This is a genomic window from Streptomyces lydicus, from assembly GCF_004125265.1.
In the GTDB taxonomy this organism is placed as follows: domain Bacteria; phylum Actinomycetota; class Actinomycetes; order Streptomycetales; family Streptomycetaceae; genus Streptomyces; species Streptomyces lydicus_C.
In genome coordinates, this window is sequence record NZ_RDTE01000003.1 from 198,517 (window position 1) to 224,710 (window position 26,194).

13 protein-coding genes are annotated in these 26,194 nt (G+C 67.5%); 5 read left to right on the forward strand and 8 right to left on the reverse strand.

Features of this window, described 5'->3' with window-relative positions:
* Window positions 1-10: 10 nt before the first annotated feature.
* Window positions 11-1,090, reverse strand: a complete 1,080-nt coding sequence (locus D9V36_RS03780; protein WP_206739593.1) for an ABC transporter substrate-binding protein — start codon at window positions 1,088-1,090, stop codon at window positions 11-13.
* A gap of 93 nt (window positions 1,091-1,183) precedes the next feature.
* Complete coding sequence (locus D9V36_RS03785) at window positions 1,184-1,378, reverse strand: hypothetical protein (protein WP_241720689.1); 195 nt, start codon at window positions 1,376-1,378, stop codon at window positions 1,184-1,186.
* Window positions 1,379-1,982: 604 nt separating this feature from the next.
* Between D9V36_RS03785 and D9V36_RS03790 the strand changes: the two genes are divergently transcribed.
* The 4 genes from D9V36_RS03790 to D9V36_RS03805 are packed head-to-tail and all read left to right on the forward strand — an operon-like array spanning window position 1,983 to window position 18,192.
* A complete protein-coding gene (locus D9V36_RS03790; RefSeq protein WP_129292493.1) occupies window positions 1,983-6,275 on the forward strand; it encodes a type I polyketide synthase in 4,293 nt (1,430 codons plus the stop codon).
* A gap of 59 nt (window positions 6,276-6,334) precedes the next feature.
* Window positions 6,335-11,758 (forward strand): type I polyketide synthase, encoded by a 5,424-nt coding sequence (locus D9V36_RS03795; protein WP_431357741.1) that lies wholly within the window; start codon window positions 6,335-6,337, stop codon window positions 11,756-11,758.
* A 3-nt stretch (window positions 11,759-11,761) separates the two neighbouring features.
* Window positions 11,762-17,776, forward strand: coding sequence for a type I polyketide synthase (locus D9V36_RS03800; RefSeq protein WP_129292495.1), 6,015 nt, complete (start codon window positions 11,762-11,764; stop codon window positions 17,774-17,776).
* A gap of 5 nt (window positions 17,777-17,781) precedes the next feature.
* Entirely contained in the window at window positions 17,782-18,192 is a 411-nt protein-coding gene (locus D9V36_RS03805) for a winged helix-turn-helix transcriptional regulator (protein ID WP_129292496.1), read from the forward strand.
* Window positions 18,193-18,226: 34 nt separating this feature from the next.
* On the opposite strand, the gene D9V36_RS03810 is transcribed toward D9V36_RS03805, so the two are convergent.
* The 6 genes from D9V36_RS03810 to asnB all read right to left on the reverse strand — a co-directional run bounded on the left by D9V36_RS03810 (window position 18,227) and on the right by asnB (window position 24,595).
* A complete protein-coding gene (locus tag D9V36_RS03810; RefSeq protein WP_164992866.1) occupies window positions 18,227-19,282 on the reverse strand; it encodes a helix-turn-helix transcriptional regulator in 1,056 nt (351 codons plus the stop codon).
* Window positions 19,283-19,961: 679 nt separating this feature from the next.
* A complete protein-coding gene (locus D9V36_RS40665) occupies window positions 19,962-20,363 on the reverse strand; it encodes a transposase (RefSeq protein WP_164992867.1) in 402 nt (133 codons plus the stop codon).
* 47 nt (window positions 20,364-20,410) lie between these two features.
* Entirely contained in the window at window positions 20,411-20,932 is a 522-nt protein-coding gene (locus D9V36_RS40670; RefSeq protein WP_164992868.1) for a hypothetical protein, read from the reverse strand.
* Between the two features lie 91 nt (window positions 20,933-21,023).
* Window positions 21,024-21,965, reverse strand: a complete 942-nt coding sequence (locus D9V36_RS03820) for a diiron oxygenase (RefSeq protein ID WP_129292499.1) — start codon at window positions 21,963-21,965, stop codon at window positions 21,024-21,026.
* Window positions 21,966-21,992: 27 nt separating this feature from the next.
* Complete coding sequence (locus D9V36_RS03825) at window positions 21,993-22,694, reverse strand: class I SAM-dependent methyltransferase (RefSeq protein WP_241720690.1); 702 nt, start codon at window positions 22,692-22,694, stop codon at window positions 21,993-21,995.
* 17 nt (window positions 22,695-22,711) lie between these two features.
* Window positions 22,712-24,595, reverse strand: a complete 1,884-nt coding sequence (gene asnB / locus D9V36_RS03830; RefSeq protein ID WP_347239695.1) for an asparagine synthase (glutamine-hydrolyzing) — start codon at window positions 24,593-24,595, stop codon at window positions 22,712-22,714.
* Window positions 24,596-24,946: 351 nt separating this feature from the next.
* On the opposite strand from asnB, the gene D9V36_RS03835 reads away from it, so the two are divergent.
* Window positions 24,947-26,188, forward strand: a complete 1,242-nt coding sequence (locus tag D9V36_RS03835) for a 3-deoxy-7-phosphoheptulonate synthase (protein ID WP_129292501.1) — start codon at window positions 24,947-24,949, stop codon at window positions 26,186-26,188.
* Window positions 26,189-26,194: the final 6 nt, after the last annotated feature.

Genomic DNA, 26,194 nt, shown 5'->3' on the forward strand with positions numbered 1-26,194 from the left:
GACAGCACGGCTAGCCGACCTTGCCCGGGTAGAGGGTCTTGGCGATCTTCTCGACCGTCTCGGCGTTCTCGACGCCGGCGATGGTGGTCGGCTCGGATCCGATGCGCAGGAAGTGGCCCTCCTTGACCGCCGTCAGGCCCTTGGTCGCCGGATTGGTCTCCAGCCACTTCTGCGCCTCGTCGAACGCCTTCTTGTTCGCCGCCCCGCTGCCCCGGTTGCGCACGCCGAGCTGGATCCAGTCCGGGTTCTTGGCGATCACGTCCTCCCAGCCGACCTGCTTGTTGTCGCCCTCGCAGTCGGCGAAGGCGTTGCGGGCTCCGGCCAGGGTGATCACCGCGTGGGCGATCTGGCGGTTGCAGACGACGGTGGGCTGCTTGGTGCCGGCGTCGTAGTCGAAGAAGAAGTACGCCGGCCGTTTGCCCGCCGCCGTACCGCCGACCGCCTTCCGGACCGCGCCGACCTTCTCCTTCATCCCGGCGACGAGTTCCTTCGCCTTGGCACTCGTGCCGGTGACCGCACCGAGCGCGGTGATGTCGGCCTCGACCGCCGACAGGTCCGTCACGGGCTTCTTGCCCTGCGCCGCGCAGGCGGTGGACTTCAGGTAGAGGTGCTTGATTCCGGCCGCGGTGAACTCCTCCGCGGTCGGCGCATCACCCATCCCTCCCCCGCTCATGCCCCCCATGGACGCGAACGTGTCGATGTACAGGTCGGCGCCGGAGCCGAGGAGCTTCTCCTTCGGGATCACGTTCTGGCTGAGCACCTTCACTTTCTGCCCCTGCGCAGCCAGTGCGCCGGGCAGTGTGCCCTTGCCGGGCGGGAAGCCGGTGCCGATCGCCTTGTCCCCGGCGCCGAGGCGGAGCAGCAGCTCCAGGCTGGAGGCGTTGCTGGTGACGATCCCCTTCGGGGCTTCGGAGAAGGTGGTTCTCTCGCCCCTGCAGTCGGTGACGGAGACCGGATAGGACCCGCCTGCGGACGTGCCGGCGTTCCCGGTGCTCGCCTTTGCCGCGTCCTTCTCCCCGCCGCCGCAGCCGGCGACCAGCAGGCCGCCCAGTACAACGGCCGCCGTACCGCCCCACACACGAGAACGCATCCATACCCTCCCAGATCCACTCGGTAAGCGGACGAACCTCCGTTACCTGCTTCAGTAGTCGGGGCGATCTCCTGCCGAGTTCCCGCCACGCGGTCAGTCCTGGTAGAAGCCGTCGTCCTGCTCGTTCGGCTGCTGCGGCGCAAACGGCCGCAGCTCGTTGTCCCGGATCATCCACAGGCGGAAGAACCCTTCCTCCTGATCCATCACCAGGAGCTGGACCAGGTTCGGCTCGCGCCATGGCGTCTCGAACACTCGCTGCTTGAGGGCGTCGAGGTCGGCATGGTGCAAGGCACCCGCCCACACCTCGCACTCGGGCTGCTTCCAGCCACCCCACTGGTTGGCCCCAGGGCCGGTGCTCCGGGGCCGGGCACTGCACCGTCGCGGCAGCCCTGGGGCGGCCGCCCAGGACAGAAACCGTCAAGGTTGATGATGGCAAGCCGCGCCAGTTATTGATAATTTGAGAAAACGGATTCAGACATCTGTAAATAACTGTGAACCGCGGGAGCGCATAACCCCAACATGGTCGATCATTCGAGATCAATCTGACACTGGAGTTACTTACCGGAGGCCTCGGCGCTACCCGAAAAACTGGCCTGACCTGCAGGGCCGGGTCCGGACCCGACTGCCGGTGACGATGGGGACATGAAGCCGTTGCGCTGGGACCGGGGGCCTCTCAGCGAATTTGACGCCCTACCACAGTCACACTACCCCGTCACGTCTTGACCGCATATATCCGCGAACACCATACCGAAGGCACCGTCCTCGCAGACAAGTCCATGACTCCGTCCCGGCATCTTGTTGTCACACGGGTCATGTTGAAGGTGTCATCACCACGGATTCCCTCGCCCCGCAATTGCCGGGGTGACATCAATGTTTTCGATGAGGTGCTCAGGTGAATCAGGATCATTTTCCCGGCCCGGCCGAGGACCGCTCCGCCATGCGACGCTTCCCGGATCTCAACTCTCTGGTCGACCTGGTTCGCGACCAAGTGGCTCAGGTGCTCGTTTACGTGCAGCCGAACATGGTCAAGGTGGATCAGTCGTTCAAGGATTCCGGGTTCGACTCCATCGCTGCCGTCCAGTTGTGCAACCGGCTGAATGATGTCACCCACCTTTCGTTGCCTGACACCGTGGCCTTCGACTACCCCACCCCACTGGCTTTGGCTGAGCATCTCTTCACGCTGATCGGTGATGAAGCGACCACGGAACCTCCGGCCGGATCACATACGTTGCAGGAAAGTTCCGTGCGAGAGGGTGAGGCATCCGCCGACGATCCCATCGCCATCGTGGGGATGGCATGCCGCTACCCCGGGGGAGTGCGGTCGGCTGAGGGCCTATGGGATCTCATATCTGCCGGCAAGGATGCCACCACGGAATTTCCTGCCGATCGCGGGTGGGACGTAGCTGCTCTCTACAACGAGGACCCCGATCACCCAGGTACCAGCTACACCAGGCGGGGAGGCTTCCTGGAGGGTGCGGCAGAATTCGATCCGCGCTTTTTCGGCATCTCACCCCATGAGGCGCTGGCGATGGACCCGCAGCAGCGGTTGCTGCTGGAAACGTCCTGGGAAGCCATCGAGTCGGCAGGGATAAACCCACGTGCACTCCGTGGCACCCATGCCGGTGTGTTCGCCGGATTGATGTACCACGATTATGCGTCGAAGATCGACCAGGTCCCCGGAGAGCTCGAAGGACACCTCACCACGGGAAAATCCGGCGGAGTCCTGTCCGGTCGGGTGTCGTATGTGCTGGGGCTCGAAGGGCCCGCGGTGACGGTGGACACGGCGTGTTCGTCGTCATTGGTGGGGCTGCACTGGGCGGTGCAGTCGTTGCGCTCCGGTGAGAGCTCCCTGGCCTTGGCGGGCGGGGTCACCGTCATGTCCAACCCGGCGACCTTCGTGGAATTCAGTCGGCAGCGGGGCCTGTCCGCGGATGGCCGGTGCCGTTCGTATGCCGGTAGCGCCGATGGGACGGGGTTTGCCGAGGGTGTCGGTGTGCTGGTGGTGGAGCGATTGTCCGATGCGGTCCGGCACGGTCACCGGGTCCTCGCAGTAGTACGGGGCTCCGCGGTCAACCAGGACGGCGCATCCAACGGACTGACCGCACCCAGCGGACGGGCCCAGGAGCGGGTGGTACGCCAGGCACTGACGAGCGCCGGACTGGACCCCAGTGACGTGGACGTCGTGGAAGGACACGGCACCGGGACACGGCTGGGCGATCCGATCGAGGTGGGTGCCCTGGTGGAGACCTATGGCCGGGAGCGCTCCGGTGCCCCGTTGCTGCTGGGGTCGGTGAAGTCCAACCTCGGTCATACCCAGGCCGCCGCGGGTGTGGCGGGCGTGATCAAGATGGTGCAGGCGATGCAGCACGGCGTCGTACCCGCATCCCTGCACGTGGACACCCCCTCCCCGCACGTGCAGTGGGGCGAAGGCGTCGAACTCGTCGCGGCCGCACAGCCGTGGCCCGACTCCGACCGACCCCGCCGCGCCGGGATCTCGTCCTTCGGCGTCTCGGGAACCAACGCACACGTCATCCTCGAACAAGCACCATCGGAACAGCCACCGCCCGCCCGCAAAACCGGCGGTGTGGTGCCATGGCTGCTGTCCGGCCGTACTGCGGACGCGCTTCGCGACCAAATCAGCCGTCTGCGCACCCACTTGGACGCCCACCCCGGCCTCGACCCCGCCGACGTCGGCTACACCCTCGCTGCCGGCCGGGCCCACTTCGAGCACCGCGCCGTAGCCATGGACGGCGACCTGACAACGTGGGTGGCTGAGGGAACTGCCGTTGCGCATCGCGAGGTTGTCTTCGTGTTCCCGGGACAGGGAGCGCAGTGGGTCGGCATGGGGCAAGACCTCATGGAGTCCTCGCCGGTATTCGCTGCGTCGATGGCGAAGTGCGAGCAGGCGCTCGCCCCGTTCGTGGACTGGTCCCTGTCCGAGGTGATTGGTGACGCCTCGATGATGGAGCGGGTCGATGTCGTACAGCCGGCGTCGTGGGCAGTGATGGTTTCCCTGGCAGGGCTGTGGCAGTCCATGGGAGTTGCTCCGTCCGCGGTGGCGGGACATTCCCAGGGGGAAATCGCGGCGGCTTGTGTGGCAGGCGCGCTCTCCCTGGACGACGGCGCCCGCGTTGTCGCACTGCGCAGCCAGCTGATCCGCGACAAGCTGGCCGGCTCCGGCGCCATGGCCTCGATATCCCTGCCACTGGACGACGTACGCGAACACATCACCGGCCTGGAAGGACTCTCGGTCGCCGCCGTCAACGGCCCGCGCTCCGTGGTCATATCCGGCGACGTCCGCGCTGTCGAGGACTTCGTCGCGGCACGGACCGCCGAGGGAGTACACGCCCGCACGGTCGCCGTTGACTACGCCTCCCACTCCGCCCACGTCGACACCATCGAACAGGAACTGACCTCATCACTCACGGGTCTGAAGCCTTCTTCCTCCCGCGTCCCCTTCTATTCGACGGTGACCGGGACACCGATCGACACCGTTGAGCTGAACGCCAGTTACTGGGTCCGCAACCTGCGGCAGACCGTCCGCTTCGAAGAAGTCACCCGCCGCCTCATCGACGACGGACGCGACGTCTTCATCGAAATCAGCGCACACCCCGTCCTCGGCATGGGCCTGCAGGACACCTTCGAAGACCACTCCGACTCCCCCACCGTGGCACTGGGCTCCCTGCGCCGCGACGACGGAGACATGGACCGCTTCCTCACCTCACTGAGCGAAGCCCACGTCCACGGAGTCGACATCGACTGGAACGCCGCCTTCACCGACCGCGGCGCCCAACGCATCGCACTCCCCACCTACGCCTTCCAACACGACCACTACTGGCTCGAGAACGTGAGCCGCAGGCCGGATGTCGACGCCGCGGGACAGGAAGCGCTCCACCACATCCTGGCGAACGCGCTGGTAGAACTGGCGCAGACGGATGGTCTTCTGCTCACGGGCTGCCTCTCCGAAAGCACTCACCCCTGGATTGCCGACCACATAGTCGCCGGCGTCATGGTCCTGCCCGCATCGGCGTTGCTTGAACTGGCGTTCCGGGCGGGCGCGGAAGTCGGGGCGGACCATATCGAGGAACTGACCCTGGAGGCGCCGCTGGTCTTCCGCGAAGGCGCCAGGGTCAAGTTCCAGGTCGCCATGGCATCGCCGGACGCGGAAGGCAGACGAGCGGTGAGCGTGCATTCCCAGAGCGAATCGGGCTGGGTGCGGCACGCGGTCGGCTCCATGGTGAGGTCGTCCGCGCAGGACCCCGGCAAATCCACCACCGCAGTGGAGGAGTGGCCACCGATGGGTGCCACCGCTCTCGATCTGAGTGGCGTCTATGACCGCCTGATCGATCGCGGGTACGACTACGGTCCGGCGTTCCAATGTCTTCGCGCAGTGTGGCGCAACGACCAGGACTTTTTCGCCGAAGTCGCGCTGCCCGGATCAGAAGCCGGTGGGTCCGGCGCCTTTCTCCTGCATCCGGCGCTGCTGGACGCGCTTCTGCAGTCTCTGTTGGTCGCCGACCTGGACGAGGAAGCGCAACAGATCCGGATGCCCTTCGCCTGGACGGGGGTGTCGTTGTACGAGCCGGGAGCCTCCGTATTGCGGTGCAGGATCTCAAGGCGGCAGCCGGACACTCTGTCCCTGAGCATTACGCAGACCACAGGCCGCCCCGTGGCATCGGTGGAGTCCTTGGTGCTGCGCCCGATATCCGCTGAGAAAATCGGAACCGCCGAACCGGTCCGGAAAGCGCGCGCTCCGCAGGCGAGCAGGTCGGACGATGCATCTCTCCGGAACCGGTTGGCCAATCTCTCGGCGAACGCAAAAATCCGCGCCCTTGTGGACGTTGTCCGCACACACGCCGCTGCCGTCCTGGGATACAAGGAGGACTCGGGAGAGATCGGCGCCAGGACGGCATTCACCGAGCTCGGCCTCGGCTCCATGGAGGCCGTACAGCTGCGCAACAAACTCAATACGGCTACGGGCCTGCGGCTACCCACCACGTTCGCCTTCGAGTACTCGACCGCCGAGGCGATGGCGCGGAAACTGTGTGACGAGCTGTTCCCGATTCCCTCACCGTCCGCAGAACCTGAACATGCGCCGGATGAACCTGCGGCAGCCGGCGTTGATGCTGATTCAGCTGATCTCGCCGCACTCATCGAGATGGCACACCAAGTCGGCGATGTCTGAGTCACGAGCCTGGGGTAATGATGTCTGAACAGCAGCTCATCAACGCACTACGCGCCTCTGTGAAGGAAAGCGAACGTCTACGACAACGAAATCGCGAGCTTGCCGAAAACGGCCGTGAGCCGGTGGCAGTCGTGGGAATGGCATGCCATTACCCCGGTGGCGTGACCAGCCCTGCTGACTTGTGGAACCTGGTGATCTCCGAACGGGACGCGATCTCCGGGTTTCCGGAGGACCGGGGCTGGGACGTCGACACACTGTTCAACCCCGATAGCGAAAAAGCGGGGTCGAGCTATACCCGGCACGGAGGGTTCTTGGAAGATTCCAAGAACTTTGATCCGGAGTTCTTCGGAATCTCTCCGCGGGAGGCGTTGGCGATGGACCCGCAGCAGCGGTTGCTGCTGGAGGCGTCCTGGGAAGCCATCGAGGACGCAGGGATCGACCCCTTCACGCTGCGGGAAAGCGACACCGGCCTGTTCATGGGGTCCAACGGGCAGGACTACGCCTCCAGGCTGAGGCGCTACCCCGCCGCGCTGGAAGCGCAGTTGGGCACCGGAAGCGCCGCCAGTGTCCTGTCCGGTCGGGTGTCGTATGCGCTGGGGCTCGAAGGGCCCGCGGTGACGGTGGACACGGCGTGTTCGTCGTCGTTGGTGGCGCTGCACTGGGCGGTGCAGTCGTTGCGCTCCGGTGAGAGCTCCCTGGCCTTGGCGGGCGGGGTCACCGTCATGTCCTCACCCTCACGGTTCGTGGAGTTCAGCCGGCAGCGCGGCCTCGCCCCCGACGGCAGGTGCAAGTCCTTCGCGGCGGCAGCCGACGGGACGGGGTTTGCTGAGGGTGTCGGTGTGTTGGTGGTGGAGCGGTTGTCCGATGCGGTGCGGCACGGTCACCGGGTGCTCGCGGTGGTACGGGGCTCCGCGGTCAACCAGGACGGCGCATCCAACGGACTGACCGCACCCAGCGGACGGGCCCAGGAGCGGGTGGTACGCCAGGCACTGACGAGCGCCGGACTGGACCCCGGTGACGTGGACGTCGTGGAAGGACACGGCACCGGGACGCGGCTGGGCGATCCGATCGAGGTGGGTGCCCTGGTGGAGACCTATGGCCGGGAGCGGTCCGGTGCCCCGTTGCTGCTCGGGTCGGTGAAGTCGAACCTCGGTCATACCCAAGCCGCCGCCGGGGTCGCAGGGATAATCAAGATGGTGCAGGCGATGCAACACGGCGTCGTACCCGCATCCCTGCACGTGGACACCCCCTCCCCGCACGTGCAGTGGGGCGAAGGCATCGAGCTGGTCACCGCCACACAGCCATGGCCCGACACCGACCGACCCCGCCGCGCCGGGATCTCGTCCTTCGGCGTCTCGGGAACCAACGCACACGTCATCATCGAGCAGGCCCCACCGGTACCAGCGCCCTCCCGCAAGAGCGGCGGTGCGGTGCCGTGGCTGCTGTCCGGCCGTAACGCGGACGCACTACGCGACCAGAGAGACCGCCTGCACGCCCACCTGGAAACCCACCCCGAACTCGACCCCGTAGACGTCGGCTACACCCTCGCCGCAGGACGCGCCCACTTCGAACACCGCGCCGTAGCCATGGACGGCGACCTGACAACCTGGGTGGCCGAGGGCACTGCCCTTGCCCACCGTGAAGTGGTCTTCGTATTCCCGGGACAGGGAGCGCAATGGGTCGGCATGGGGCAAGACCTCATGAAGTCCTCCCCGAAATTCGCGGCGCTGATGGCCGAATGCGAGCAGGCACTCGCCCCGTTCGTCGACTGGTCACTGTCCGAAGTCCTCGCTGACGCCTCGATGATGGAGCGCGTGGACGTCGTCCAGCCCGCCTCATGGGCAGTGATGGTCTCCCTGGCAGGACTCTGGCGGTCCATGGGCGTCACCCCCTCCGCAGTAGCGGGACACTCCCAAGGAGAAATCGCAGCAGCCTGCGTCGCAGGCGCGCTCTCCCTGGACGACGGCGCCCGCGTTGTCGCGCTGCGCAGCCAGCTGATCCGCGACAAGCTGGCCGGCTCCGGCGCCATGGCCTCGATATCCCTGCCGTTGGACGACGTACGCGAACACATCACCGGCCTGGAAGGACTCTCGGTCGCCGCCGTCAACGGCCCGCGCTCCGTGGTCATATCCGGCGACGTCCGCGCTGTCGAGGACTTCGTCGCGGCACGGACCGCCGAGGGAGTACACGCCCGCACGGTCGCCGTTGACTACGCCTCCCACTCCGCCCACGTCGACACCATCGAACAGGAACTGACCTCATCACTCACGGGTCTGAAGCCTTCTTCCTCCCGCGTCCCCTTCTATTCGACGGTGACCGGGACACCGATCGACACCGTTGAGCTGAACGCCAGTTACTGGGTCCGCAACCTGCGGCAGACCGTCCGCTTCGAAGAAGTCACCCGCCGCCTCATCGACGACGGACGCGACGTCTTCATCGAAATCAGCGCACACCCCGTCCTCGGCATGGGCCTGCAGGACACCTTCGAAGACCACTCCGACTCCCCCACCGTGGCACTGGGCTCCCTACGCCGCGACGACGGAGACATGGACCGCTTCCTCACCTCACTGAGCGAAGCCCACGTCCACGGAGTCGACATCGACTGGAACGCCGCCTTCACCGACCGCGGCGCCCAACGCATCGCACTCCCCACCTACGCCTTCCAACACGACCACTACTGGCTCGAGAACGTGTCCGCGAAGGATGCTTCGACATCCCATCCGCTGCTGACCGATGTCGTCGCACTGGCGCAGCCCGAAGGCGGACTGGTGTTCTCCGGGACCCTGTCCGGAAGTACGCATTCCTGGCTCAACGACCATGCCGTGCTGGGAACCGTGCTGCTGCCCGGAACCGCGTTCGTCGAGATGGCGCTCTACGCGGCCGAGGAAGCAGGCTGCGACCGGATCGAAGAGTTGGCGTTCGAGACGCCGCTCGTGCTGCCCGAGGACAAGGAGGTGCACATCCAGTTCGTGATCGGCGCGTCCGGCGACGACGGACGCCGCTCGGTCAGCTTCCATTCCCGTCGCGCCGGCATCGAGCAAGGCGACACCGGGCAAGGATGGACGCGGCACGCGGTCGGCACCTTGTCGGCCGGTACGGAGAACGTCGCCGTCGACAATGCCGCATGGCCGCCTCCCGGCTCGGAGCCGGTCGACCTTGCGGGCTTGTACGAACGGCTGGCAGCCGATGACTTCCACTACGGTCCCGCGTTCCAGGGGATTCGGTCGGTGTGGCGAAACGGCGAAGCCGTCGTGGCCGAGGTGGAACTCCCCGAGCCGTGTCTGGCGGAGGCGAACGCGTACCAGTCGCACCCGGCGCTGCTCGACGCGGCGGTCCAGGCGGCGGTGGCAGGGGGGCTGCTCACCACGGGTTCGGATTCCGGCCAGATCATGCTGCCCTTCTCGTGGAACGGCGTCTCGCTCTACGCGACCGGTGCCACCTCGCTGCGCGTCCAGCTGACCCCGCAGGGAGCCGACGCCGTAGCGCTGGAGGCGAGGGACGCGGCCGGGCGCCCCGTACTGTCGGTGGATTCCCTGCTGGTACGGAAGGCACCCGCCAAGCAACTCGACCTCCTGCGTTCCGCCGGCGAGCACTCACTGTTCCAGCTGGAGTGGACGAAGCTCGGCTCCCGCGAGCTGACGCAGGACACCGGCCGATGGGTCGTCGTCGGCGACGTGCAACCGCGGTCCGGCGCGCTGGTGGACGCCGGGGTGGCAGACCGCTCCTACGAGACGTTCGAGGAGCTGGCCGAGCACATCGGCGCGGGCCGTGCCGCACCTGGCGTCGTGGTCGTCCCCGTCCCCCTGCGGGATGCCGATGACACGGTGGCCGTGCACGCCGCCGTACTGCACACGCTGGACGTCCTGCAGACCTGGCTGTCCGACGAGCGGTTCGCCGATGCCAGGCTGGTGCTCCTCACCGGCCGGACGCCGGCTCTCCCGTCCGCCGGTGTGTGGGGGTTGGTGCGCTCCGCCCAGTCCGAGCACGGTGACCGGATTGTCGTGGTCGAGACCGACGACACCCACGAGGACTACCAGCAACTGCCCGCCGCGGTGAAATCCGGCGAGCCGCAGCTGGCAGTGCGCCGGGGAGAGCTGTTCGTACCCAGGCTGGTCAGGACGAGCACGAGCGGTCAGCGGACCGGCAGGGCATGGAACCCGGAGGGAACCGTGCTGATCACCGGGGGTACCGGTGTGCTGGGCGCTGAGCTCGCACGCCACCTGGTGACCGAGTCCGGCGTCCGGCACCTGCTTCTCCTGAGCCGTGGCGGCCCCCACGCGGAAGGCGCCGAGGAGCTGAAGGCTCAGTTGCGCGAGCTGGGTGCCGAGGCAGCCATCGTGGCCTGCGACGCGGCGGACAAGGACGCGTTGGCCGAGGTGCTGTCGGCGGTGCCCGGCACGCACCCGCTGACCGCTGTCATACACGCCGCCGGGGTCCTCGATGATGCGCTGATCACGGACATGACCCCCGCACAGGTGTCGGCGGTGCTGGCACCCAAGGTGGACGGGGCGCTCAACCTGCACACGCTCACTCAGGGACTCGACCTGGCGGACTTCATCCTCTTCTCTTCCGCTTCGGCGGTCTTCGGCGGACCGGGCCAGGGCAACTACGCCGCCGCCAACGCGGTGCTGGACGCTCTGGTACTGCGCCGACGGGCGGAAGGGCTGCCCGGAATCGCCCTGGCCTGGGGATTCTGGGCCCAGCGCACCGGCATGACCGCACACCTCGGAGACACGGACGTACGGCGGCTGGAACGTGCCGGCGTCACGGAGCTGTCCACCGCGGAAGGTCTGGCCCTGTTCGACCTCGCGCGGGCGTTGGACGAGCCTGCAGTGGTGCCGATAGCGCTGAACCTCTCATCGCTACGGTCCCAGGCGGGACACAACGGTGTTCCTTCCGTACTCCAGGGCCTGCTACGGGTGCCCACGCGTCGCACAGCGGCCGGGCCAGACCAGCGCTGGTCGGCAGCACGGTTGGCGGCGCTTCCCGAATCCGAACGGGCGCCGGCGCTGAACGAACTCGTCAGGGCGGAGGTGGCTGCCGTCCTGGGCCATGACGAAGCGGCGGCGATCGATCCGGAACGGGCCTTCATGGACCTGGGATTCGATTCGCTGACCGCCGTGGAACTGCGCAATCGTCTGGTCACCGCGACCGGTCTGCGGCTGCCGACCACTGTGGTCTTCACCTACGCGACGCCGTCGGCGCTCACCGAGCACCTGCTCGCCGGGCTGCTCGAGAGCCAGGGCAGCCCCACGAGGGACGGACTGGACGAAGTCGAGGCCGAACTGCGGCGCACACCCCCCGGTGATGCCCGGCACGAAGCCTTGGTCCGTCGCCTGAGAGACCTGGCCGCGGCCTGGCTGCCCGAACGATCCGACGACTCCGACGCCGACGACGACCTTGACGTGTCGACCATCGACGAGATGCTCGATCTCGCCGAGGACGCACTCGAAGGCCTCTCAGCAGGAGAGGACGGGAAGTAACCGATGGCTGACGACAAGAAGATCCTCGACACGCTCAAGCGGCTGACCACCGACCTCCGGCAGACCCGCCGCCGTCTCAAGGAGGTCGAGGACGCCCAGCACGAGCCGGTGGCCATCGTGGGGATGGCGTGCCGCTACCCCGGCGGTGTGCAAAGCCCCCGGGACCTCTGGGAGCTGCTCATGTCGGGCGGGGACGCGGTGTCTGCGTTCCCCGACGACCGTGGGTGGGACCTGGACCGGTTGTTCAGTTCCGAGGACGTGGCGGGCACGTCGTACACCGCCGAGGGCGGGTTCCTGGCCGGTGCGGGTGACTTCGACGCGGAGATGTTCGGCATTTCACCGCGGGAGGCACTGGCGATGGACCCGCAGCAGCGGTTGCTGCTGGAGGCGTCCTGGGAAGCCGTCGAAGACGCGGGGATCGATCCCCTCGCACTGCGCGGAAGCAGCACCGGTGTGTATGCCGGAGTGATGTACCACGACTACGGCTCCGGGGTGGACACGCTGCCCGGGGAGATCGAGGGGTACCTCGGCATCGGCACAGCGGGCAGCGTGGCCTCCGGTCGGGTGGCGTATGTGCTGGGGCTCGAAGGGCCCGCGGTCACGGTGGACACGGCGTGTTCGTCGTCGTTGGTGGCGCTGCACTGGGCGGTGCAGTCGTTGCGCTCCGGCGAGTGCTCCCTGGCGCTGGCGGGCGGCGTCACCGTCATGTGCAATCCGCGCATCTTCGTGGAGTTCAGCCGGCAGCGCGGCCTCGCCCCGGACGGCAGGTGCAAGTCCTTCGCCTCGGCAGCCGACGGCACCGGCTGGAGCGAGGGTGTCGGTGTGCTGGTGGTGGAGCGGTTGTCCGATGCGGTGCGGCACGGGCACCGGGTGCTCGCGGTGGTACGGGGCTCCGCGGTCAACCAGGACGGCGCATCCAACGGACTGACCGCACCCAGCGGACGGGCCCAGGAGCGGGTGGTACGCCAGGCACTGACGAGCGCCGGACTGAGCCCCGGTGACGTGGACGTCGTGGAAGGACACGGCACCGGGACACGGCTGGGCGATCCGATCGAGGTCGGCGCACTCGCAGAAACCTACGGCCGACAGCGCTCCGGTGCCCCCTTGCTGCTCGGGTCGGTGAAGTCCAACCTCGGTCATACCCAAGCCGCCGCGGGTGTGGCGGGCGTGATCAAGATGGTGCAGGCGATGCAGCATGGCGTCGTACCCGCATCCCTGCACGTGGACACCCCCTCCCCGCACGTGCAGTGGGGCGAAGGCATCGAACTCGTCACTGCCACACAACCATGGCCCGACTCCGACCGACCCCGCCGCGCAGGAGTCTCCTCCTTCGGCGTCTCGGGAACCAACGCACACGTCATCCTCGAACAAGCACCATCGGAACAGCCACCACCCGCCCGCAAAACCGGCGGTGTGGTGCCCTGGCTGCTGTCCGGCCGCAGCCCGGACGCACTACGCCACCAAACCGACCGCCTGCGCACCCACCTGGAAACCCACCCCGAACTCGACCCCGCCGACGTCGGCTACACCCTCGCCGCAGGGCGCGCCCACTTCGAGCACCGGGCCATGGTGGTGGGCGAGACCCGGGATGACTTGCTGGCCGCGCTCAGGACTGCCGAGACCACGAGTGTGCGGGCCGGGCGGACGGCGTTCCTGTTTCCCGGGCAGGGAAGCCAGCGGCTGGGGGCGGGAAGGCAGCTCGCGGAGGAATTCCCCGTGTTCGCGGAGGCGTTGGACTCGGTCCTCACCGCATTCGACCCCCATCTGGACGTCCCGCTGCGTGAGGTGATGTTCGCGGCACCCGACTCGGAGCCGGCCCGGCTGCTCGACGAGACCGGTTACACCCAGCCGGCGCTGTTCGCGATCTCCGTGGCCCTTTTCCGGCTGGTCGATTCATGGGGCATCAAGCCTGACTTCCTGCTGGGCCACTCGATAGGTGAACTGGCGGCCGTCCATGTCGCCGGATGCCTTTCGCTGCCGGATGCGTGCGCACTGGTGGCGGCCCGCGGGCGACTCATGCAAGCCCTCCCCCGGGGCGGGGCGATGGTTGCCCTGCAGGCGTCCGAGGAGCAAGTCGCTCCGCTCGTGGCCGCGGCCGGCGACCGGGTGTCCATCGCCGCGATCAACGGGCCGTCGGCCGTGGTGATCTCCGGTGACGAGCAGTCGGTGCTCGACATCAAGGAGGAGTTCGAGCGCCGTGGCTGCAAGACCAAGCGGTTGCGTGTCTCCCACGCGTTCCACTCGGCGCACATGGAGGACATGGTCGACGCGTTCCGACGCGTGGCCGCCGGTGTGACGTTCCATCCCCCCAGGATCCCGGTGATCTCGGATGTGACGGGGCTGCCCGCCACTGCCGATCAGCTGGCCTCTCCGGACTACTGGGCCCGCCATGTGCGGGAAGCCGTGCGCTTCCACGACGGCATGCGGCGGCTTGCCTCCCAAGGTGTGCGCGCCTTCCTGGAGCTGGGCGCGAGCGGGGCGCTGACCGGGATGGGGCAGGACTGCCTGTACGACGTCGAGGGAACGGTGTTCGCCACCGCGCTGCGTGCGGACCGGCCGGAACCCCGGAGCATCGTCACCGCCGTTTCCCAGCTGCACACCCATGGTGTGCGCGTCGACTGGCCCGCCTTCTGGGAGAAGACAGACACCCGCAGGCAGGCGCTGCCGACCTACGCCTTCCAGCACCGGCGCTACTGGCTGGCCGATACGCCCGGCGCGCCACGGGGTGCCGACGGGCTCGGCCACGCCCTGCTCACCCACTCGGTGCATCTCGCCGATGATGCGGACACGCTGGTGTTCAGCGGCAGCCTGTCGCTGAAGACGCACACCTGGCTGGCCGATCACCTCGTCCACGGCACAGCGTTGCTGCCCGGAACGGCCTTCGTCGATCTCCTGCTGTACGTGGGCGACCGGGTCGGGAGTCCCACGGTCGAGGAGCTGACCCTCGAAACACCGCTGACGCTGCACGACCAGGACGAGGTCGAACTCCAGGTGGCCGTCGGGCCCGAGGAGGCCGGCCGGCGGGACGTGCGGGTGTACGGCAGCACCGAGCCCGGCGTCTGGACACGCCACGCCAGTGGCGTCCTGCAACACGCCGCCGATGCCGGGACCGACGGCGAGCTCGCGCAGTGGCCGCCGGTATCGGCGACCGCGGTTGACCTGAGCGGCTTCTACGACCGGCTCGCCGACGACGGAGTCGACTACGGCCCGGCGTTCCGCGGACTGCGCGCGGCCTGGCGGCGAGGGGACGACCTGTTCGCCGAGGTCGCTCTGCCCGAAGAGCGCCACGACGAGGCCGGCTCCTTCGGACTGCACCCTGCTCTGTTCGACGCCGCGCTGCACATCGCGAGTGGGGACGGGGCGCTGCCGTTCGCCTGGACGGGAGTGTCGCTGTTCGCCACGGGCGCCCGGGCGTTGCGCGTACGGTTGCGCCGCACGGGACCGGGGGCGGTGTCGGTGCTGGTGACCGATGCCTCCGGACGGGCGGTGGCGGCAGCGGAGTCCCTGACGGCCCGGCCCGTCCCGACGCTGTCCGGCAGTCATGCGAAGGCGCTGTTCCAGGTGGACCTGGTGCCGGAGCAGGTCACGGCGGCTCCGGTCACCTGCGTCCAGCTCGGCACCGGTGAACTGCGCACCGGAGCGCGCTCGCTGCCCGACCTGGCCGCGCTGGTCGCGGAGATCGAGTCCGGGATCCCGGTCCCGGAGGCGATGGTCGTCGAGGTACCGCGGGCGGAGACCGCCCGGACCGCCCTGGCCAGGACGCTGGCTCTGGTCCAGGCTTGGCTGGCCGACGAACGACTCGCCGCCGCCCGCCTGGTGTTCCTCACGCGGAGCACCGACGACGGTTCCGGCCTCGCCGCGGCCGCGGTCCAGGGCCTGGTGCGTTCGGCCCAAGCGGAGAACCCCGGCAGGTTCGCCCTGGTCGATGTGGACGGGCACGATGCCTCCGTCACCGCGGTTTCTGCGGCGCTGACTTCGGCCGAGCCGCTGTTGGTGATCCGGGCCGGGGTGGCGCACGTCCGCCGTCTGGCCAGGGCGGGGCGGGACCTCGGGCAGGCCACCGCCTGGGACCGCGATGGCACGACGCTGATCACCGGAGGCAACGGCGCGCTGGCCAGGCTGCTGGCCAGGCATCTCATCGTCGAGCACGGTGTGCGTCACCTGCTGCTCGTCAGCAGGAGCGCCCCGGACCGGGAGCTCGCTGAGCAGTTGACGGCACTCGGCGGCCACATCGTCCAGGCGCGCTGCGACGTGGCCGATGCGGCGGCGCTGTCGGCGGTGCTCCGGGCGGTGCCCGAGCACCGTCCGCTCACCGCCGTCGTGCATACCGCAGGTGTGCTGGCCGACGCTGTCATCCCGGCGCTGACCGAAGAACACCTCGACCGGGTCCTGCGTCCCAAGGTGGACGGCGCGCTCCACCTGCACGAGCTGACCCGGGACCTCGACCTGTCCGCGTTCGTGATGTTCTCCTCGGCCGCGGGCATTTTCGGCGGACCGGGCCAGGGCAGCTACGCGGCCGCCAACGCGATGCTGGACGCGCTGGCGGAGCAGCGCCACGCAGCCGGTCTTCCGGCGCTCTCGCTCGCCTGGGGGCCCTGGGAACAGAGCGGTGCGATGACCCGCGACCTCGCGGAAGTCGACATGCGCAGGATGAAGCGTTCCGGTGTGCGGCCGCTGTCCGACGAGGAGGGTCTTGCGCTGTTCGACGCGGCACGGGCGGCGGGCAAACCGGTGATGGTGCCCATCCGGCTGGACCTGGCCACCGTGCGGAGCGCCGACGACACCGACGTCCTGGCGCCCGCCCTGCTCAAGGGGCTCGTCTCCCGTGGACGCCGGGCCGTCGCGGCCGAGCCGGGGCCGTCCCTGTCCGACCAACTGGCCGGAAAGCCTGCTGACCAGCAGGACCTGGTTCTGCTGGACCTGCTGCGCACCCACATCCGCGTGGTTCTGGGACATGGCCCCGCGCACGACGTCGCGGCGGACCGGGAGTTCCTTGAGCTGGGCTTCGATTCCCTGACCACCGTCGAGCTGCGGAACGGACTCACTGCGGCAACCGGGCTGCGCCTTGCGCCGGCGGCGCTGTTCGACCACTCCACACCGATGGCACTCGCCCGACACCTGCGGAACGAACTCACCGAGCGGGCGCCCGCCCCCGACGCGCCGGCTTTTGTGATGGGCACGCTGCTCCGGCAGGCCGCCGACACCCACCGGGCGGGAGCGTTCCTGGCACTGCTGACCGAGATGTCGCAGTTCAGGCCCGCCTTCCACACCGGCGTGGCGAGCAGTCCTGTGCGGCTGGGCGAGGGGGGCCGTGGACCTGCCGTGATCTGCGTGCCCTCGATGCTGGCAGTGTCAGGCCCGCACCAGTACGCCCGCCTGGCCGCTCCGTTCCGGGGGGAACGCGATGTGTGGGCGCTGCCGCTGCCCGGCTTCAGCCGTGATGAGCAGGTGCCGGCAACGCAGCTGGCAGTGCTGGAAGCGTTGGCCTCGGGGATCGAAGAGGCCCGCCTCGCCGAGCCGTTCGTGCTGTTGGGCCATTCCACCGGCGGCATTCTGGCGCATGCGCTGGCCGCACACCTGGAAGCACGGGGGACGGGGCCGGCCGGGGTGGTGCTGGCGGACGTGCTCGATCTGTCCGAAGGTGACGAACGGGACGCCATCGCCCCCGCGTTGGTCTCGGCGATCCTCGAGCGCAACCACGTACATGTTCCGGTCGACGACACCCGCCTGACCGCGATGGGCGCGTATCTGAGGCTGTTCCAAGGGTGGAAGCCCACCGTCGTCGACGCGCCCACCTTGTTCCTGCGGGCATCGGAGCCGATGGTCCAGGAGGCGGCGCCGGAGACAGATCAGTGGCGGACCTCCTGGACCTTGGACCATGTCGCGCTGGATGTTCCCGGCAACCACTTCACGATGCTGGAGCAGCACAGTGACATCGCAGCCGGTCTCGTTGAGGACTGGCTTCGGACATCTTCTTCCCAAGTGATCAACAGCGATCGACACAGCAATAAGCGGTGATCCCAGTGACACAGTCAATCCATGAACCAGCGCCGATACAGAAAGGCGCGGAGATTCCCATCAAGGAAGTCCTGTGCACCCTTTCTGCAAGGTGGTCACTTGAGGTGATGGCCGAATTAGACGGAGGCAAGCGCCGGTTCAACGAGCTCACCCGGCGGCTCGAAGGAATCAATCACAAGGTGCTCATCGAAACGCTTCACAAGCTCCAGCGTGACGGGTATGTCAGGGGCCCCCTCACTTCGTCGAAGGATTCCACCGACAGATTGGTCGGATACGAACTGACCGAGCTGGGGATGACCCTGCTCCAACTCGTGGGCGGCGTCAGGGAATGGCTTGACGAGCACGAGCAGAAAATAGTCAACGCGCGGACCGACTTCGACTGGGCGAAGCGGGAGATGGAATTCATGAAAGAGTAGGGTGCGCGCACGACGGAGCACCGGACCCGGATTTCTACCGGGAGCTTTCCATCCAGGTCCGGGCAAGCTCGACACGAGACGAGATACGGAGCTTCTTGAAGATGCTTCGCAAGTGATGGGCAACGGTGTGCCGCGAAATGAATAACTTCTGGGCGGCCTGTGCGTTGGAAAGTCCCAGTGCGACCAGCTCGGCCACGGCGGTCTCGGTTTTCGTCAGACCCAGGATTCCCGCGCCGGGTTCCTCGGGCCGGTCCGCGTGGTCGCAGCTGCGGCCGAGCCGGTGGAGCCTGCGCTTGAGCCGGGCAACGTCCCGGGGGGACTGTGCGGTGAGATACCCGGACACGGCGCGTTCCAGCACCGTGATGGCCTGCTTCGAGGACCCTTGCGCGGCGAGCAGCACTCCGAGGTCCTCCCGTGCGGAGGCGGCGGCCCATGGATCGGGGTGATGGTCGGCGGCGAAGTGCAGATCCGCGCCGCTGCGGCGGACAAGCCCTTCGGCATGGCGGGCGGCTGCCTCCAGCGCGGGCAGATCCCCGCTGCGAGTGGAGAGCGTCCGGGCGGTGACCGCGATCGCTTCGGCGCTTCTCCCATCGCGGCGAACCATGAAGCGTGCCAGCCACGCTGCGGCCGCCGGGTCCGCCAGCAGGAGCCTTTCGCGGTCCTGGCCAGGTGAGATGACCTGCTCCACGAGGGGGGCGGCGGCCTCCGCCCCGTGTTCCGCCTCCGTGGTCTGCACCACCATCCACGCACAGGCCGGGCCGTAGGTGTTGCCGAGTGCCCAATCCATCGCGGCCTGCCGCACATACGCGCCGGCGGTGCCCAGGTCCGCCCGTCTCAGTGCACCCAGGGCCAGGAGAACACGGGCGTACGGTTTCCAGCTTTTCGCCGTCTCCTCAGAAGCCGCCAAGACGGCCTGTGCCTGCTCAAGCGCTACGGAAACCCGTCCCAGGTTCCAGTTCAAAGCCGCTCGGAGAAGTTCGAGAACTGCTTGGTTCCGGTGATTACCGGCAAGCGCAACAGAGCGCTCGGCAGCCGCAATGCTGCGTTCGGCTTCACCGTTCTGACGCAGCGCAATGGCCAGTCTGGCCATCCATATATGGGCCTGCAGGGGGACATCCGGACCGGACGTGCAGTGAATTCCACGGCGTGCGGCTTCCCGGGCCAAATTCCAAGCGTGCCCGGGCTGGCCGTCAGTCCATTTCTCCATCGACGACTGCATGCATTGCCAGGTGGGACAATCCACAGGCGCAGTATGGCGTGCCTCGGGAAGGATACGTTGAGGGTAAACTTGCATGCCCCTGCTCCAAGTGTGAAGAATCCCCCGACAGTTCGGAACGTTATCACCTCCGCAGAGCCTGTAACACGATCACTAGTAGGCTTTCTCGGCGTGTCGCGGGAAGATGTCACTTGCAGGCCGAAGAGACTAAGACGCCGCGGAGTTGGGCATGGTTCCCACCGGACAGCGAGGCGCTTGAAGCAGTGGAGCAGAGCAAAGGCCTACTCGACGGCGCAGCGGAGATTTCCCGTGCCTTTGCTGTCCTGGGCGCCCTTACCGGAGTGACCGGAGAGAGGCGACGCCTGCGGAGTTCGCCGCGGTGCGGGTGGGAGTCGTAGCGCCTGAGGCCGAGCAGTGCGTCGGGGGCCTCGCGAAGGCGGCCGCACAGCCGCTGGACCGGTGTCGCCACCACCACAGCAAGCCGATGCACCCGTCCGGCCAAAGGGCTCCGGAACCGCGGGTGTTCAGGCTTCAACAGGCCGGCCGATCGCCATCAGGGGGTGGGTGCCGCCCGTCGCGCGCCGGCCGACCGGCGGCGGACCGATGTCGCCACGCCCTCTTTCGCCCGGAGGTGGGAGCTGTCCACGAAGGCCCGTGACCAGTCGAGTTGGCCGGCGGCGTGCAGTTCGGCGAGCAGAATGCAGCGCAGTTGCTCGAAGATACCGGCCTGCTGCCAGCGTTCCAGGCGGCGCCAGCAGGTCTGTCCGGAGCCGAACCCCAGCTCCGGAGGCAGTAGTTGCCAGGCGATGTCGTGGTGGAGGACGTACAGGATGCCTTGCAGACAGAGCCGGTCGGCCACCGGCCGTGGCCCTGGCGACCGCTCGGGCCACGGCGGCAGTATCGGCTCGATCAGCACCCACAGCGCGTCGTCCACTATCCAGGGTCGGGTACTCACGCCATCACAAGGATTCAGATTGTTGTCACAAATGAAGTGGACACGATTCACGGTTCTCCTGCGCCTCCGGTGCCGGGACGCGTACTGTCCAGCAGCGATCTGTTCTCCTCGCGCGCCGAGGCGCCCCAGAACAACGGGGGCGAGTGCGCGATGAGCACGGCTGCCGCCCACGGGGGCTCCACGACGAGGAGGCCCTGGCGACCGGCCCACGGTGTGCAGGGTTGTTCCCGCGGCTGCGGTGCAGCGGGCCGATCCGCCACGCACAGGAAATGGACAACGAGGTCACAGTCTGCCCGGCAGGCGCGAGGGGGAGTGAGTCTGTCGAAGCCGGCCGACGTGTGGAACACGAAGTCCGTGGTGGACGCTATGGGCAGGCGGGTCCTCAGGCTGAGCCGTCGGCTGTCCTGATCCGGTACGGGTTCGTCGAAGCGGAAACTGTGGTCCAATTCGGCGGCGCGGTCAAGCCACCTGCGCAAATTGTCGCTCCACAACGCCGGGTTCTGGTTGGTGAACTCCGTGGCGTTCGCCGGCGGTGCGGACAGTAGGGCGAGTATGTAGTCGTTGATCACCACGGTCTCCTGCCTCTGCGGGTCGGGGCGGCGAAGCGCCTGCCGGCACGAAGGGCCACCTGCCCGACTCCGCATGCCCGCAGTCGATGGGTCATGCGCTCTGACGCAGACCGTGCTTGTCGAACGCTGCGGAGATCGCCGGGTCGGAGAACGCACCTTCCTGGGCCAGCATCCTCAGTGTGGGGGTCGCATTGTCGACAAGGCTTTGGCGGACCCGTGGCAATTCCACGGTCTCGGCCACCACGCGCGCCGGCTCTCCGAAGATGTCGGGGTACCCGGCGAGCATGCGCGTCATCGCCACTTCGTCAGGTCGCAGAAACGCCAGAATGATCTCGGGCAGAATGGCCCCGATCTTGCTCTGGAGCGGCGCCGGCATCTTCGGCCAGAGCGACTTGAACAGACGTCGGAAGTAGGCATGGTGCAGACCCTCGTCCGTCGCGTGATCGGCGGCCAGTTCCCGTACCGCCTGCTGCACCGAGGGATCCTTCGGCAGCTTGGTCAGACTCCCGGTGATCAGCGTCTCGGACACGATGGAGAAGAACAGCTTCACCAGGGGCCGGTACACCGGAAGTTCCGCCGCGTACAGGCGGGAGAGTTCCTGCAGGAAGAACGGCGTGTGGGGAATCGGTTCCACACCGGTGTGATCCCGGACCGTCGTCAGCAGGGTGTGCGACATCTCCGCGTGCGCTGCCTCGTCGGTGTAGATGCGGAGGAGGTCCTCCTTCATCTGGGCGGGCAGCCACGGGCAGAAGTCCGGTGAGTGCAACATCAGGCAGGTCTCGTTCACCGGGCCGAGTTCCAGCTGAACCGTGAACTCCAGGTACACGTAGAGGGAGTGCACCAGAATCTCCTCCCGGACCTGTTCCGGGGCTGCCCGAACCTCGGGGTGAGCGAGCAGCGGGCACAGGTCGGGGGAAAAGTAGTGCAGTCCGCTCGCGAACGCTCCGTTCCTGCGCGGTTTCGAGCGCACCCAGGACCGGTTATCCCACTGTTCGAAGAGTGAACGGTAGCCGGATTCTTCTGTTCGGTTCACTGGATGCGCCCCGTCTCCATTCTTCCTTCAGCTCGCAGACCGATCTGCCGTATGAAACTCGAGCAACTGGTATTCGACATCGGCGAGCTGAGGGTGCTGCGCCGCGTGCAGCTGCTCGAACCGCAGTCCTGCGTTGCCGGCAACCTCGGTGAGGAGTTCGCGATTTCCCATGTTGCTGTAACCGAGCAGGAGCCGGCCGCCGGGTTCGAGATGGTCGGCCGCCGACCGCAAGAACTCCTGGTGCATGACGTATCCGGGATCGAATATCGCATGGTGCAGCGGAGTCTCGTGCGCAAAGTCCGTCGACGGTTCGATGAAGCTGGAACTCCAGAACACCAGGTCGAAGCGCGCCCGGCCCTCCAGTGCGGAATACATGTCGCTGTGCAGCACCTGCACCCGGTCGGCGACACCGTGCCGTGCCACATTCCGGCGGGTGTTCTCCACAGCCCTCTCGTTGATGTCCAGCGCGGTCACCCGGGCGCAACCGCTGAGGGCCGCGGTCACGGAGATCACGCCGGCTCCTGCTCCGATCTCCAGGAAACTGCCGTCCGCCGGGTAGGGAAGCCACTGTGCGTAGATCTCCGTGGACGGGCAAAGGGTCGGCGAGAAGACCCCCTCCAGCAGCTCGTACTCGCGGCCCCCCAGGGTGAAGGTGGCCTCACGGTTCTCGGTGTCCGCGTTCATCCGGAGCAGGTTGTAGCCCCGGGTCAGGCTGAGCTCGTCGCTCACGGTACTCCTCCGTACGCTCAGTACCGCAGTTCCGGGTTGCGGATCTCGAACCACACGGCGAGGTCCAGGACCTTCTCGAAGGCCGCTCGCGGGGCGCCGGCGATCTGCTGCGGCGACAGCTCGGCCGCCTCGGCGAGCTTGGCCCGGTCGAACAGATCGAAGACCGGGCTGCTCGGCTCCTTGAGCAGGATCTTGACCTGCTCCTGCAGTGCGCCGACGTACAGCGTGTCCTGGGTGGACGGGTAGGGGCTCTTGCGGCGCTCCACCACCGACCGGGTCACCACATCCTTGACCGAGGCGCGCAGCAGGCTCTTCTCCCTGCCGTCGAAGGTCTGCATCGTCCACGGCACGTTGTACAGGTACTGGGCCAGGCGGTAGTCGCAGAACGGCACCCGGGTCTCCAGGCCCACCGCCATCGCCATCCGGTCGACGCGGTCCTCCAGCACCCGCATGAAGTGGTTGAGTCCCAGGTGCAGCGACCGCCGGTACATCCGCTGTTCCTCGTCCTCGCCGTCCAGGTACGGCACGCGCGCGGTGGCCTCCTGGAAGCGGTCGGCCGTGTAGGCCTCGGAGTCCAGAGCGGTCCGGAAGTCGCCTGTCAGGTAGGCGGAGCAGTCGACCCGCTTGAGCCAGGTGGTGTGCCACGGGAAGGTGCTGCCGTACCTGGCGGCCTTCGACTGATGCCACACGTGGCCGGCGAAGATCTCGTCGGCGGCCTCGCCGCTGAGCGCCACGGTCACATGCTCACGCACGGCCTTGAACAGCAGATACATCGAGCCGTTGATATCGCCCATGCCCCAGGGAAGGTCCCATGCCGCCACGACGGAGCGCCGGAGGTCGGGGTCGGACAGCCTGCGGTGGTCGAGCACGATGTCGTGGTGCTCGGAACCGATGTGCGCGGCCATTTCCTTGGCGTACGGCGCGTCGGCGGAGTCGGCCATCTCATGGGGCTGGAAGTTCTCGCTCTGGCCGGGGAAGTCCACCGAGAAGGTACGGGCCCGGTCCCCCTTGGCGGTCAGGTGCCGGCTGGCGATTCCCGCCAGGGCACTGGAGTCGAGACCACCGGAGAGCAGGAGGCCCAGCGGCACATCGGCGACCAGCTCGTGCCGCACGTTGTCTTCCACCATCTGCCGCACCCGGGCCACCGTGGTGTCCAGGTCGTCGGTGTGCTCCTCGGCGGACAGCTGCCAGTAGGTGTGCTCACGCAGCCCGTTGCGGTCGAACTCGATGACCGTCCCGGGCGTCATCACCTTCATGCCGGCCCATACCGCGTTCTCGGACGACGTGAAGAAGCTGAAGAGCTGACGCATTCCCTCCGCGTCCACGACAGGCTTGACGTCCGGATGCGCGAGAATCGCCTTGGGTTCGGAGCCGAAGAGCAGGCCGTCCTTGGTCCGGTAGTAGTGCATGGGCTTCGTTCCCATGCGGTCCCTGATCAGCGTGAGCCGCTCGTACCGGGAATCCCACACCGCGATGGCGCACATTCCCACCATGCGTTCCGCAATGGCGGCACCCCATTCGAGGTATCCGCGCAGCACGACCTCGGTGTCGCTCCTGGTCCGGAAGGTGTGACCGCGTTTGCGCAGTTCATCGCGGAGCTCGACGAAATTGTAGGTCTCGCCGCTGTAGCTCATGGTGACGGGCCCTTGGGGCGTATCCACCGTCATGGGCTGTGTCCCACCCGGAAGATCGATGATCGACAACCGGCGGTGCCCGAGGGCCGCGTGCCGCGACAGCCACTGCCCGGAAGCGTCGGGGCCGCGACAGGTCATGGAGTTGGTCATTCCCGCGAGAATATTCTCCTCATGCGAGAGGTCCTGACGAAAACTGACCCATCCGGCGACACCGCACATCTGCCGTCCTCCTGGAAAGTTCGCTGGTCGCTGGCCTGGGAACGCCATGCAAGCGGTGGCCTGCGTGCGACGGGGAATTCCGCAATTGCGGACGCTATACGTGAGAAAAGTACCCCGCGTCAGCGAAGCCGCACAACTACGTACCTCAAGGTGCGTTGGCCTCGGCCGAACCGGGCGGCGCCGGCGCCCGGTTGGGAGGTCATCCGGCCTTTCACGCGTGCCCGCGCGTCCTTAACGAGTGCCCTCGCGCCCTTAATTGAGTGCCCTCGCGTGAGGCCTCTCGCACCTTTCGCGTACCTCAAGGTACCTACTTGAATCCGGATTGAACGGGGTGTTCCAATAATCTTGGCCTGCGTCACAAGGCTCATACGCAGGAAGAGGGGAATAGTGGCACGCCTTATGCCGATCTCGACCCGCATCGGAGAACAACGGTCCCTTGCACGGGAAAGGACCACGTTAAAGACGTCGCCCACCGCCGGCTCCCTGCCCGCCGCCCAGCAGCCCGACTGGCCGGACCCGGTCACCGCCCTTGCCGTCCGCCGGCGGTTGTCGGCGCTGCCGGCCCTGGTCGGCGCCGACGAGGCCGGAGACTTGCTCCCACGCATGGCTCAAGTGCAGCGTGGCGAGGCATTCCTGCTGCAGGCAGGTGCCTGCGCGGAGCCCTTCGGCAGGCATGCGGTGCGCGGCGCCGAGAGCGATCACCGGCTGATCGGCAGGATGGCCGACACCGTCACGGACCGGCTGAAGCTCCCCGCACTGACCATCGGGCGGATGGCGGGCCAGTTCGCCAAACCCCGGTCGCAGCCCGTGGAGACGGTGGACGGCACGGTGTTGCCGATCTTCCGTGGTCTGCTGGTCAACGGGTCCGAGCCCGACGTCCGGAGCAGGCGCTCCGACCCCTTCCGCATGCTCGCCGCGTACCAGACCGCTCGCATGGTGCTGGACCGGTTGCACCGGCTCGACGCCGCGTCGGGGCGGGACCGCTTGTGGGTGAGTCACGAGGCCCTGGTACTCGACTACGAGGAACCCCTCACCCGCTTCGACCCGGTCACGGGCGAGTGGTTCGCCGGGTCGACGCACCTGCCGTGGATCGGCGAGCGGACCAGGCAGCCCGACGGGGCTCATGTGGCCCTGCTGGCGTCCGTGAGCAATCCTGTCGCATGCAAGGTCGGCGCCGGCATCCGCGACGAGGACGTGCTGGAGCTGTGCGAACGGCTCGATCCGCACCGGCGGCCCGGGCGGCTCACGTTGGTCGTCCGGCTCGGCGCTCGGCGGGTACGGGAACGGCTCCCGGAACTCGTCGACGTGACGCGCCGTTCAGGCCACCCGGTGACATGGGTCTGCGATCCCATGCACGGCAACACGGTCGTCACCTCCCACGGGATCAAGACCCGGTACACCAAGGACATACTCGACGAACTCACCGGCTTCTTCGAGGTGCTGGGACGCGCGGGTCAGTGGCCCGGCGGAGTGCATCTCGAGGTCACCGGGGACCGGGTGACCGAGTGCGTCGGCCCTGGCGGCCCGGACAACGAAGCGGGCGTGACACTCGGCTACCGGTCGCTGTGCGATCCCCGTCTCAACGACACACAGGCGATGCAGGTGACCGAAGCGGTGGCGGATCTGGCCGCCCGTCACTGATGCGAA